The sequence below is a fragment of the Vibrio sp. Vb0888 genome (genome assembly GCF_033338835.1).
Classification (GTDB): Bacteria; Pseudomonadota; Gammaproteobacteria; order Enterobacterales; family Vibrionaceae; genus Vibrio; species Vibrio alginolyticus.
Genome location: NZ_JAWOTL010000003.1, coordinates 158,823 through 172,185, shown reverse-complemented (window position 1 = coordinate 172,185; position 13,363 = coordinate 158,823). Strand labels below are relative to the sequence as shown.

Annotated in this window: 10 protein-coding genes; 5 read left to right on the top strand and 5 right to left on the bottom strand. The window is 43.8% G+C overall.

What is annotated here, in order from left to right:
• The first annotated feature begins 5 nt into the window (after positions 1 to 5).
• The 5 genes from R7P72_RS06805 (at position 6) to R7P72_RS06785 (ending at position 6,634) form a co-directional block, all read left to right on the top strand.
• On the top strand, positions 6 to 1,349 hold the full coding sequence (locus R7P72_RS06805; RefSeq protein ID WP_005377703.1) for a sodium/glutamate symporter: 1,344 nt from the start codon (positions 6 to 8) through the stop codon (positions 1,347 to 1,349).
• Positions 1,350 to 1,553: 204 nt separating this feature from the next.
• The gene (locus tag R7P72_RS06800; RefSeq protein WP_005377704.1) at positions 1,554 to 2,045 is read left to right on the top strand and encodes a type II secretion system protein; all 492 of its coding nucleotides are present in this window, start codon (positions 1,554 to 1,556) and stop codon (positions 2,043 to 2,045) included.
• 271 nt (positions 2,046 to 2,316) lie between these two features.
• Positions 2,317 to 4,056 carry an ABC transporter transmembrane domain-containing protein gene (locus R7P72_RS06795; protein WP_031778970.1) on the top strand — a complete coding sequence of 580 codons (1,740 nt, stop codon included), beginning with the start codon at positions 2,317 to 2,319 and terminating at the stop codon, positions 4,054 to 4,056.
• A 3-nt stretch (positions 4,057 to 4,059) separates the two neighbouring features.
• Positions 4,060 to 5,835, top strand: coding sequence for an ABC transporter transmembrane domain-containing protein (locus R7P72_RS06790; RefSeq protein WP_005377709.1), 1,776 nt, complete (start codon positions 4,060 to 4,062; stop codon positions 5,833 to 5,835).
• Between the two features lie 250 nt (positions 5,836 to 6,085).
• A complete protein-coding gene (locus R7P72_RS06785) occupies positions 6,086 to 6,634 on the top strand; it encodes a hypothetical protein (RefSeq protein ID WP_005377712.1) in 549 nt (182 codons plus the stop codon).
• A 42-nt stretch (positions 6,635 to 6,676) separates the two neighbouring features.
• Here the strand turns inward: R7P72_RS06785 and R7P72_RS06780 are convergent, their stop codons facing one another.
• The 5 genes from R7P72_RS06780 to R7P72_RS06760 all read right to left on the bottom strand — a co-directional run bounded on the left by R7P72_RS06780 (position 6,677) and on the right by R7P72_RS06760 (position 13,276).
• On the bottom strand, positions 6,677 to 8,899 hold the full coding sequence (locus tag R7P72_RS06780; RefSeq protein ID WP_005377714.1) for a TonB-dependent siderophore receptor: 2,223 nt from the start codon (positions 8,897 to 8,899) through the stop codon (positions 6,677 to 6,679).
• 200 nt (positions 8,900 to 9,099) lie between these two features.
• Complete coding sequence (gene fhuB / locus R7P72_RS06775; RefSeq protein WP_318110393.1) at positions 9,100 to 11,076, bottom strand: Fe(3+)-hydroxamate ABC transporter permease FhuB; 1,977 nt, start codon at positions 11,074 to 11,076, stop codon at positions 9,100 to 9,102.
• Entirely contained in the window at positions 11,073 to 11,957 is an 885-nt protein-coding gene (locus tag R7P72_RS06770; protein ID WP_005377718.1) for an iron-siderophore ABC transporter substrate-binding protein, read from the bottom strand. The genes fhuB and R7P72_RS06770 overlap by 4 nt, the downstream gene beginning before the upstream one ends.
• 11 nt (positions 11,958 to 11,968) lie before the next feature.
• Positions 11,969 to 12,733, bottom strand: a complete 765-nt coding sequence (locus tag R7P72_RS06765; RefSeq protein ID WP_005377721.1) for an ABC transporter ATP-binding protein — start codon at positions 12,731 to 12,733, stop codon at positions 11,969 to 11,971.
• 324 nt (positions 12,734 to 13,057) lie between these two features.
• A complete protein-coding gene (locus tag R7P72_RS06760) occupies positions 13,058 to 13,276 on the bottom strand; it encodes a hypothetical protein (protein WP_005377723.1) in 219 nt (72 codons plus the stop codon).
• Positions 13,277 to 13,363: the final 87 nt, after the last annotated feature.

Below are 13,363 nucleotides of genomic sequence, written 5' to 3'. Positions count from 1 at the left end.
ATAAGATGCCTAAAGGTCTAATGCTGACTGACTTAGCCATCGCTGGCTTACTATTGATTTTGGCAAAAGTCATTCGCGTTCACGCGCCATTACTACAGCGTATGTACATTCCATCGGCGGTTCTCGCAGGATTATTCGGTCTATTTTTTGGACCAGCCCTGTTAGACGTACTGCCTTGGACCGATACGTTTACCGCTAACGCAAGCCTATTAACTGCTGCACTTTTTTCTGCGTTAGGTCTGGCAACGGATGTTCCATCACCTAAAACCGTCGCACAGCGTGCTGGCTCATTGTGGGCGTTTAACCAAATCGCTTCTGTTTCTCAGTGGTTGTTTGCAGCAATGTTTGGTCTAGTTCTCACAACCTTCTTCTGGCCAGAGATTAATCCTGGCTTTGGTGTGACAATGTCTGCGGGCTTTATGGGCGGACATGGCTCTGCATCTGTTGTTGGTGAAATCTTCACGGGGCTTGGCTGGGAAGATGGCTTCACACTTGGCTTAACGTTCGCAACCGTGGGTATTTTCATCTCGATTTCTGTCGGCATGCTCATGCTGCAATTCGCATTGAAGATGGGTTGGATTCGTAGCTTTACGACCTTCGACAGCATGGACGAACACGAACGCAAAGGCCTTGTTAAGCCTGATGATCAAGAACCGGTAATGAAAGACACCATGTCTTCCCTGTCGGTTGATTCTTTCGCGATTCACGCTGCGTTAGTGGTTGTCGTAACCGCTTTCTCTTATGTCGCCGCCAACTACTTGTCTTCTTTCCACGATAAGGTGCAGATCCCGACGTTTGTAACTGGCTTCCTTGGCGGCATGCTCGTGCGAATCGTCGCGAAACAAACGAAAGCTTCACGCTATCTTTGTGACGGTGCATTCAAACACGCTGCGGGCATCAGTACCGATTATTTGATTATCTTTGGTATCTCAGCCATCAAGATTACCGTCCTAGCCCAGTATTTAATGCCGATGGTAGTGCTTGCAATCGGCGGTATCGCCTTCACACTATGGCTAATCTTCTGGGTTGCCCCACGTATCATGGGAGAAGATTGGTTCGAGAAAGGCATTTTCTCTTGGGGTTGGTTAACCGGTACAGTTGCCATGGGTATTGCGTTGCTTCGTATTGTTGATCCAAAAATGCGTAGCAAGGTGCTTGATGATTACGCCATCGCTTATGTCCCTGGCTCAATCACTGACATCTTCATCATCTCTTTGATGCCAATCGCGATGTATAACGGCATGCACTGGCAAGCGCTTGGTGTAGGATTAGGTTACATCGCAATTGTCTTATTTATTTGGCGATTCATTTTTAAACGTAACAGCAGTGCTCTGACACACGAATCTTAGTCGCTATACTCGGGAGGATTTTATCCTCTCGAGTTCATTCCTTGGTTTTTATCAAAATCACTCCTCATCTCGAAAATAAGCAACTTGTTTTATATTTGAGATTTGCAATCCCGATCTCTTATTATCATTCTTTTTTAATACTTGACCTGAACGTTTCTATATCAGAATAGCCGCCTATTCGTTTCTAAAACATGGAGAAAGGCTGTGCGTCGCTCTCAAGGATTTACTCTTATTGAACTCATTGTGTGCATCATCATTCTTGGTATTGTAAGCGTCGTTGCATTTCCTAAATTTCTTGGCTTACAAAAAGATGCCAGAGTGGCGGTTCTATATGGAGCCAGAGAAGCACTCATGACCGCCAACAACTTTGTCTACACCAAAGCAGTGATTCAATCTCAAGAGACAGTAGATGGCGGCATACAATATAACATTGATCTAGATAATGACGGCCATAACGACCTAATTGGTTACTTTGGATTTATCAAAAATGTTATTCCAGCAAAAGAGCTAGCAGGCTTTGATCCGCAACTCACTATCAACACTTGGTATGGGGTAGACAGCCCAGACGAGCCCTACTTCCTTATTGGTTTTGCAAACAAGCCTGTTGGTCCAGAACATATGTGTTATGTCGAAGTTTACTACCCAGAAACTCCTGGTGGCCAAGTGAAATACAAAATACAAACTGACGATTGCTAATTCCCATATAGAGTGGCAGTAACACTTTTACTTTTGGTGTCTTCATCGTTATTGCAAGGTAATGGCTCCAAAACAACCATTAACAACTATTTCACATAATGTCGTCGCACAGTTAGCTCATAGAGATAAAACCAGTAATTTGCGCCGACACATGGCTATAATTGAAACAATCTATCGTTTTTAAACCCGCCTATAACTTGTGCTTGTAAACTCATCATTTCGCTCAATAATAGTTCTATAACAAATTCAATAATTTAAAGCGGGAGGCGTAATGAGAATATTCTGGCAGCTACGTTGGTATTTCCAACAAAAGTGGAGGCACTATGTCGGATCCATTCTGCTTTTCGCTGTGATATCAGCACTACAGCTTGTTCCGCCCAAAGCAGTTGGCATCATCGTTGATGGCGTCGTAGACAACACTTTAGATACAAATACGCTGATTCTATGGCTCTCAGGGTTAACTGTACTGATCTTTACTATTTATGGGTGTCGCATCTTATGGCGAATTTGGCTTTTCGGCGCAAGCTGGGAGCTCGGGACCATTCTACGTAACCGTCTATATAGGCATTTATCGACACAGCCACCTCGTTTTTTTGAACGTTACAAGACGGGGGATCTGATGGCTCGTGGCACTAATGATGTGCGTAATATCGTTATGACAGCCGGCGAAGGGGTTTTAACCGCCGCAGACTCTTTGATCACTGGTATTGCGGTTTTAATCATTATGCTAACGCAAGTAAGCTGGAAGCTCACCGTAATGGCGCTTCTTCCAATGCCATTTCTTGCCATCATCATCTTCTTTATTGTGCGTATCCTACATCAACGCTTTCGTGTCGCTCAGGAAGCCTTTTCTACCATGTCAGACATGACACAAGAGTCACTTAATGGCGTGCGAATGCTGCGTGCTTTCGGATTAGAAAACCAAGAGCAGCAACGTTTTGAAGAGGTTGTGGATGATACTGGCGAGAAGAACATCGCTGTCGCAAGAGTCGATGCTAGATTTGACCCGGCAATTCAGTTAACCATCGGTCTTTCTTTCCTTCTTAGTGTCGCTGCTGGTGCTTACCTTGTTGATAAAGGTGAGATCACGCTTGGTGATCTGACCGCATTTACGATGTATTTAGGGTTGATGATATGGCCGATGCTGGCATTCGCATTCCTATTTAACATTTTAGAAAGAGGCTCTGCCGCATGGAACCGACTACAAGAGATCTTTGATGAAAAGCCAGAAATTATCAGTGGTAATAAGCCAATAGAAAATAAACCACTTCCGTTAAAAATTGATATCGACGATTTCCACTGGTCTAGTGATTTACCGCCCGCTTTGACGGAAGTAAACATCGAACTTGAACCCGGAAAAATGTTGGGAGTTGCAGGGCCTGTAGGAAGCGGAAAATCGACCCTGTTAACACTACTTTTGCGTCAACATGATTTAGAAAACGGCTCAATTAAATTCGGGGATGTCGAGATCAAGGATGCCCTACTACCGCAGTGGCGCAACCGTTTTGCTGTCGTTAACCAAAGTCCGTTTCTATTCTCCAAATCTATCTTCGAAAATATTGCCTTAGGCAACCCTAATGCAGAGAAAGAAGAAGTCTATAGAGCAGCAAAGTTAGCCTGTATACATGACGATATTGAAAAGTTTCCTGAAGGCTATCAAACAGAAGTTGGTGAAAAAGGCATTACACTCTCCGGCGGGCAAAAACAACGTATTGCGATAGCACGCGCTATGCTGCTGAATGCTCAAGTGTTGGTTTTGGACGATGCACTTTCCGCTGTTGATGGACGGACCGAACATCAAATCCTTAAGAATTTGGAAACATACTACCGTAATCAGGCCCTAATCGTTATTGCGCACCGCCTCACCGCTTTGGAAGCAGCAGACGAGATCATTGTATTGAATCACGGACACATTACTGAACGTGGGCAACATAGCGCGTTATTAGCGCATAAAGGCTGGTACGCCGAGATGTTCGAGTATCAGAAACTAGAGCAGGCGATGGAGGAATAATGAATGAACCAGACCAGCACGTTTAAACGGTTAATGTCTTACCCATTATCTCAACCAAAGCCAATGATTAAAGGACTCGCCTTGCTGTTTATTGCAGCGTTAGCTAGCGCCGGCGGCCCTTGGTTGATTCAATATTTCATTGATGAGCACATCGCTAAAGGTGACTATTCACAAAGTGTTCTGATTTCGCTAGCAGTAGGTTACATCGCTCTTCAGATCGTATCGGCAACATTCCAGTATTTTCAGTCATTGCAATTTAGCATTGTCGCGGCTAACACGATCAAAGCGATTCGTAAGCAAGTATTTTCTGGCGTGATTAAGCAGCCGTTATCTGCGTTTGATTACACTCCTGCTGGAAAATTGGTGTCGCGAATCACCAACGATACGGAATCTTTACAGCAATTTTATGAGCTTTTGATCGCGACCGTGGTGAAAAACGTGGTCATGATTGTCGTAATGCTTGGCGTTATGTTTTTCATGAGCTGGAAGCTCACACTCGTTGTGCTTGTATTGCTGCCGATCGTCATCGGCTTTATGTACTTGTTTAAGCAGCTAAGTACAGAAAGCTACCGAAAGATGCGTGACCTATTGACCGATATAAATGCGAATCTGAGTGAATCCATTCAAGGGATGAGTGTCATTCAATTAATGCAACAAGAAGAGCGTTTTAATAAACAGTTCAACGAGCTAACCGCAGAGCATCTGGTGGCATCTAAACGAGTGATTCGGCTAAACGGCTATCTGCTAAGACCATTAATGGACTTACTCGCTGGTCTTGCGTTGCTTTGCTTGGTTGCGATCTTTGGTTTTAATGGTATTGAGTTGATTGGTGTGGGGGTACTGTATGCATTTATCAGTTATCTTGCGCGAGTTACTGAACCACTAATTGAGATGACTCAGCAACTTGCTCTACTTCAGCAGGCGTTAGTGTCAAGCGAACGTGTTTTTGAATTGATTGACGCGAAAGAACAAACTTACGGGGACGATCATCAACCATTAAGGTCAGGTGCTATCGAACTTAAAGACCTCACATTTAGCTACGATGGTAAACAGGACGTCCTAAAAGACATTTCGTTGAAGGCCAACCACCAAGACTTTATCGCGCTTGTCGGGCATACAGGAAGCGGTAAAAGCACATTAGCGTCACTGTTAATGGGCTTTTATCCAACGCAATGTGGTGAACTGCTCATAGATAGTCGTCCACTTAAAACATTAGGGAAAGACGTACTTCGCAAAGATGTGGCAATGGTTCAACAAGATCCACATATTCTCCCTGCTTCAGTCAGAGAAAACATCTCTCTCAGTCGGGCAGTTGATGACAATCAAATATGGGATGCGTTAGACAAGGTTGGTTTGGCAGAACAAATTCATCGTTACCCTAACGGGCTAGACACGCAGTTAGGTCAAGGCGAAACTAATTTATCTGCGGGTCAGAAACAGCTTTTGGCGTTAGCACGTGTGCTTGTGGTAAAACCTAAGATATTGATATTGGATGAAGCAACCGCAAATATTGACTCAGGAACAGAGGCTTTAATCCAAAAGAGCTTGGCGGTACTCAGACAAGACATGACGCTCGTTGTTATTGCTCATCGGCTTTCAACTATCCTAGATGCAGACCAAATCATTGTTCTTCATCATGGGGAGTTAGTCGAGAAAGGCACACACAAAGCACTCTTAACGCAAAATGGTCGCTATGCCCAAATGTATCAGTTACAGCAAGCAAACCGACATCTACAACAGATTGAAGAAGACACCAAGCAACTCGAAGAAGCGGTGTGATTTTATGCCCGTGCCTTCTTTTTATTTAGTCGGCATGGGCATAATTGGTGTAACTTCAAAATTTAACCTGTTAGCTTCCAATTTCTTCATAATGTGAACTAATTTTCTATTTCTTACCTATTATTGACATAACCCCTCGCTATATCGCGCAAGGTCGTTGTAAAATCGTACGGTACTTAAGTCTACTGCCTGTGGCATTGGACTGAATTCCGCTTTCTAATTATGCACATTAATCTCATGACACAAGTCCATGGACAAAGATAAGTTTACTAACATCTATCGCTTGCCTGGTTCGATTCAAATTCGTATCGGTAAATGGCAAAAGACGTTCCGCGGCACCTCTGATTTAGTTTTACATCAGGCGCTAATGGAGCGTAATAAGCAATTTAAGAAGCCAGACTTTTTACCTAAAGGCTGGTGTGTCACTCCTATTGATGAAAACGACATTACCATTACGCATCACGGTAAATATATCCAAACCGTTATGCGCACAATGCTGGACAGAAAGGTCTCATACAAGCGACTGTTCCTATCTCGAATGAGTCTCGAAGATGGTGAAAAAGTGCTCCACAATTACAAGCTGGAGTGGGTAAGAAAACATAACCAGATCGCCAAAAAGTACAATCAAATTAAAAAGAAACAATATATGAACTTTGCAAGAGAAGAAGAGGAAACCCTCTACCCTTCGATTCCAAAGGGTGAGTTTGACAAAACATTATGGAACAAACTTGTCGTATCATCGTTTGGTCCGCAGAAAAAGTACAAAAACCCGCACTTTGTCCGTAAAGCCGATTTCTAAATAAACACCCCTAAAGTTAGGGGTGTTTATTTATACGTTAACTCACCAGTCGTAAGTTAAACTTGCAATAACATTTTGTCGGTCGCCATACCAACAAAAGCCATCACATGTCGCTATGTACTTTTTATCCGCGATGTTTTTAGCTGCGACTTGTAACTTGTAATCGCCGATTCGATAACTGACCGTCGCATCCATTAAGAAATAACTTGGTACTTTTAGTCTCTCTTCATTGTCTCCGTATGACTCACCTGTATAGCGCGCGCCTAAGCCAACAGCAAAGCCATCAAGAGGTCCATCAAAGAAACGATAATGTGCCCAAGCTGATGATACGGTATTCGCCACTTGGGAAGGCGTTTTGCCAACCCATGCCTTATTGATGTCTTGTTTTATCTCTGCATCAACGTACGCAATGTTCCCGATCAATGTTAAGGATGGTGTCACATTAGCTACAGCTTCAAACTCAACGCCGTTATTTTCTATTTTTCCTATTTGCGTTAATTCACTCAAGTAGATACGAGCCAAGTTTTCTTTTGTTGCCCGATACGTTGCAATATTGAAATAACCATCAAATGAATCCGGTTGGTATTTCATACCGATTTCAAATTGATCACCGCTTTCAGGCTTCGCTGACTTACCATTGCTGTCTTCTTGAATAATTGGATCAAAGTACTGAGAGTAACTAAAGTATGGCGTGAAGCCAGAATCAGAAATATAAGCCGTTCCCACGCTAAACGTCCACTCTCCATTATCGACTTTCGTGCGAGCACCAGTGGTAACATTATGTACTTCATTACTTGTATCGTCGTAACGTGCCCCCAATAACATCGCCCATTTATCGTTGATCAGCATATGATCTTGAAAGTAGACGCCGAGCTGCTGATTATCGATTTTCGTTCTTTGCTTATCGGTTTCGCTCAATGGTTGTAGCGTATTCGGATCGAGTAACATTATGTTATCCGAATAAGTAGGATTAAATACATTAAACCTAGGATCGGGCAAAGCTCCCATTGGTGTGTTTAATAATGCATTACCATTAGCAACTATAGGGTCATTGGCAAAATCTTTACCATCGATACTGATCATTTGAAAATCTATGCCCAACATCAAGTTATGCTCAACACTTCCCCAATTTACTTGGTGCATCAAACGATTATCGATATTAAAAGCATCAGATGACCCATCTTCTGTTGAAGCACCCCTAAGTATGGTTTTGCGTTCATTTGATGGGTCCAAAGCCGGCCCCAACGCAGGCACGTCAGCCGAGTAAACGTACGAATACATTTGTCTTAGCTTAACATCCATTTCGCTGTAACGAGCTGCTTGAACAAATGAAGTGGTATCATTAAATGCATGAGAAAACTCATAGCCTAAAGACACCTGCTCACGCTCAAACGTCTCCCAGTTAGGATTGCCTATCGCTAAACTATCACTGATCTTTCCATTTTTGTTTGGCGTTAACGTTCCTTCAACTGGCAAAAATTGCAGATAAGGATCTGAGTCGTCTTTTTGATAGCTCGTTAGAAAGGTAATTTCAGACGTCTCATTAAATTTGTACGTCATCGATGGAGAGAGAAGAATGCGCTCTGCTTCTACCCCACTAATTCTCGTCCCATTTTTTCTCGCTAACCCTTGAAAGCGGAAAGCTAGCTGCTCACTCACCTCAGAGTTTACGTCAAGAGAAAGTTGTTTACGGTCTTCAGAACCGTACTCCAAAGATACAAGTCCTGATCCCCCATCAAATTGAGGTCGCTTACTGACAACATTGATAACCCCACCTGGAGGGTTTTGCCCATAAAGAACAGACGCTGCACCACGTAAAACTTCAACCCTCTCTAACGCAAACGGATCTATTTGCCAACTATAGAAGCCAGAAGAATATAAACGGGTACCATCTTGATACAACCCGCTGTTCGCTTGTTTAAAACCACGAATAATAAACCAATCTTGCTTGTTATCTTCGCCGAAATAATTAGTTTGAATGCTTGGTGTGTACTGTAGTGCGTCAGAAATGCTAATAGAGGCACGATCATCCATTTGCTCTCGCGTAACAACAGACACCGCTCTTGGAGTCTCATTGATAGCAATATCAGTTTTCGTCGCTGCCCGACTCTTCGCTCCGAGATAACTAAAATCTGGACCAACTGCACTGTCTTGCTGCTGTCCAATCACAACTATATTTTCATCTTCCTGAGCCAAGACATTTGGCGTTGATAAAGCTAATACAACCGCCATCGACGTTGGTGTCAGCATAAACTGCCGAGTCATATTCTTCTCCTTTTTGTCGGCAGCCAAACCAACCCTTCATGACTTCAGCGACCGCTGAAAGAAAAGCGAGTTACGGCATCGCCAGTTGTTTCCGTAAAAGACAAACCAGAGGTTTTGCATAAAGCACTCGCATAGGTTACGAATGCCACTACGAGTGCTTATTTGTATAAGTACTTTCTTGGTTGAGGCTTAACTCATCTCTATAAACGGCGTAAACCCCACATTAAATACAAACCGCCAATGAGAGACGCCATAAGCCCTGTTGGTATTTCTTGCGGGTAAAGGACCTGTCGTCCCAACCAATCAGCCAACAACATCACCCCTGCCCCCAGTATCGCGGCGCATAACATGTGTTGTGACGCTTTGTTAAAACCAAATAAGCGAGCTAAATGCGGAGCCAACAACCCAACAAAGCTAATCGGGCCAACAACCAATGTCGCACTGACCGTGAGACAAGCAACTAAAAGAAGCAGTATTGCGCGTGAACGATCAACTCGAATTCCAAGTGCTTTAGAGGAAGCGGCACCGACAGGAAGAATATCTAGCCATCTTACGCAGAGAAAACTCAACCCTATAAAGACAAGCGCAGATAAAGACAATGGGAGTAACGTTTCAACCGAGACATAGTAGGTAGACCCAGACAACCAAGCCAATGCTTGATAACTTCTTGGGTCACCAGTGGCTAGAATAAAGCTCTGTATTGCATTCATCAGTGCGGTTATCGCAATACCAGTCAACAAAATACGCTCCGGCTGAAAGCCTGACTTACGGTTTAGCAGCACAATGACTAATACCGTCGCTAATGCGCCTACGAGCCCGCCTAGAGAAAGAGTGAAAATTGACGAACCAAACCCAGTAAACATCGCGATGATCAATCCCATCGCTGTCCCTGAACTGATACCGATCACTTCAGGACTTGCCATTGGGTTTCCACTTAGGCGTTGAATCATGGTTCCAGCAATCGCTAACATTGCCCCCGCAATTGCTGCTGCAAATAATCTAGGTGCGCGCCACTCCAAAAAAATCCAATTTTGGCTAGCAAATAAGTTTGCCCACCCTTCATTTTGCACAGCAACCGTGGCAAAAAGAACAACAGAAATTAACGTGCTGATCAACGCCAATGAGATCGCTTTAGGGTTTAGCTTGTAAACATGTTCACGATGTCGAGTTAACACTGTTTGAGTATGGCCCTGCGTCTTTTGTGATAAGCGAGGTAACAGCCATAACAGTAGCGGAGCGCCCAGTGCAGCGGTTGCTGCTCCCGTTGGTATAAAACTCGCCATTAGCCCCGGCAGTTGCTGAATAACCAAATCGGTTAAAGTCAATAACATGGCACCAATCAGCATTGATACCCAAAGCTTATGCTGGATTTTATTGATACCTATCAATCGAGTAATCGCTGGCGCCGCTAACCCGATGAAACCGATGATTCCTACGGCAGAAACCACCCAAGAAGTGATTAACACCGCAAGCCCAAGACAGACAAAACGCAACTTAGCTAGCGAGACACCTAAACTCTTGGCACCTTGCTCGGAGAGTTCCAACAGACTTAACGGCTTTGCAATCACAAATGCAACGACCGTAGCAAGTGCGATTCGAGGGGCAAGATACGAGAAATCTCCCCATCCACTCTGAACAAGCGAACCGGCTCCCCATATCATTAACCCATTCAGCTTTTCGGTATTCATCATCAGAATAACCGTACTTAATGATGCAAAGTACAGGTTTATCACTAACCCAGAAACGACGACAACCGTTGGAGATAACGCTCGTCGCCATGACAACAGCATCACCAACCCCATCGATATCACACCGCCGATGAGAGCAACCAAATTAGGCGCGATATCCAACATCCAAGGTGCGAATAGCGTAGCTAACATCAAAGCAAAACTTGAACCGCTCGCCACACCAAGTGTCGTGGGTGAAGCGAGAGGGTTACGCAGCACTTGCTGCATCAATACCCCAGCAACCGCTAATCCAGCACCAGATATAATCGTGGTGAAGACTCGAGGCCACCAGCTAAAGTGAAGTAAAACAGAATCGATAGATTGAAAGTTAGGCTCCCATAAACTGCTTAGAGCCAACGAAAATGAGCTTACTTGGTACAATTGGAAAGCACCAATAGAAAAGGTAAATGCCGAAAGTAACACCACAAAGCTTAAAGGCATCGTTTTCATTGTGTTAACTCCTCGACCTTACTCGCCGTAACTAACTCTGCGAAACGGAGGGCTGAAGGCATAGAACCAAAACTCCAAACGGGCGCGACTTGCATGACCTTTTCACCAGATTGTTGAACAACATATTGCCAAAATGGGTCTTGAGAGAGCTGCTCCGCTCCACCATAAGGTAATGGCTCTACGATAACGATTTGAGCTTTTATGCCAGCTAACTTGTCGATGCCAACTAGGCTGAAGCCCCAGCTATTCGTCTTTTCATTCCATGCATTACTCAGCCCAATCTTTTCGATAGCCTGGGAGTAAAGACTATTTTGACCAAAAACACGTACGTGCTTTGTATCCATAAACTGAATCATTAGAAGTGGCGGCTGGCCTTTATTTATACGCTGTTTTAATAAAGACAAACGTTTTTCATATTGTTGGATAAGCGCCTCTGCTTCCGCCTCTCTTCCCAGCTCTTCACCAAACCTCCGAGTGAAACTGGTAAGTACCGACCAATCCGTAATCCCGCTTTCATATAAGTCAATCGTGGTAACGGGGGCAATATCGACTAAGCGATGCTTCATTGAGGAGAAGTACGGGGCAATAAAAATACGGTCAGGTCTGAGCTCGTAAATACGCTCTATATTGGGTTGAGTTCTTAACCCTACATCCTTAGTTTGAGGTGGTAACGGTGGCGATTTTACCCAAGCATCGTAATCTTGCCCTTGAGCAACGCCTACAGGTACGACCCCTAAAGCCAACATCGTTTCAGTTTGTGTCCAATCAACCGACATCACCCGAGGTGATGCGTCAGCTAGTGCTTGAAAAGAACTGACCAAAAGCGCACTAAGTGAGAGAGCGAAAGAGAAATGTTTAAGTCGAGTGTTTGTACTGCTCATTATTCCAACCTTTAGCTTGGCATCGCCACCGGATAACCCGCGGGGTGGTCAGAGATCATCATCTCTATCCCATATATGTCCCTCAACTTAGGTTCAGTAAACACCTGTTCAACATTGCCTTGTGCAATCAAATCACCTTGATGTAATGCAACGATGTAGTCGCAAAATCGTGCAGCCAAGTTGATGTCGTGTAATACGATAATAACGCCCAAACCCAGTTCTTGACTGAGTTTAGAGATAAGCTTCAACATATCGACTTGATGGCTGATATCTAGCGCAGACAAAGGCTCATCAAGAAGCAAATACTCGGTTTTTTGGGCTAACAGCATAGCTAGCCACACACGTTGACGCTCTCCTCCAGATAACGTGTCCACTAAGCGATCTGCGTATTTTAGTGTGCCTGTCATCGCCATTGCTTCTTCAACAATGTCGTGATCTTTCTTACTCAAACGTCCAAGTAAACCATGCCATGGATAACGACCAAAACCGACTAAATCTCGACCTAAAATACTGTCGGTCACTGGAAGATGCTGAGGCAAGTAGGCAATGTGTTGGGCAAACTTTTTCGCTGAGAGATCGTTAATGCTCGTTCCATGCAGAACCACGTCACCAGCGGTGTATGGCTGTTGCTGTGCCAGCAACTTTAACAATGTGGATTTTCCTGAACCATTGTGTCCAACAAGAGCGTATGTTTTTCCGGGTTCAAATGTCACATCAAACGCTTTTAGCAATGACTTGCCTTCAATCTCAAACTGGAGTGCTTTAGCTTCCAACATCCCTACTTCACCTAATAGCCATTTACGAATAACAGTTATTCAGAGCTCTCATTCGTTGATCACGTTTGCCGTTCTTATTCAACAGAACGATTAATAAGGGAGGTTTTATATAACAACAAAGATACAAATGCAAACCGTTGTCATTATCATTACATCAACAAGATCATTGAGAGAATTGCTAAGTGTTAGTGATAATTTGCTCTGCTGAACTTCATTAGTAAATTATAGGCAGGTCAACGAGAGCAGCGGTCTCCCACTGCTCTCGCATAAATTTGAACGAATACTGCAGCGTATGAAGAAATGAAAAATGCCGCAGTGAATACATTAATGACGAGCGTCAGCGCCAAACTCTACTTCTTTATAGATATCGGCCAGCGACTTTTTACCTTGTTTGTCTTTGGCTGAACGCTTTTTCTTAGTTTGATAATGGTATTCTTGCTCCTGAAGTGCTTGTTCGTGCTCTTTTGCTGACTCAACAAACTCAGGATTTGCAAGTGCTTGTTGGCGTAAGCGGTTTACTCTTTCAAGGGTTTCCCACAACATACTTCACCTCCAAACTTATTACTGTATATAAAAACAGTATTGTTTAAATATTCCTCCTCGTCAACATTTCAACTTTGTTACTGCTCT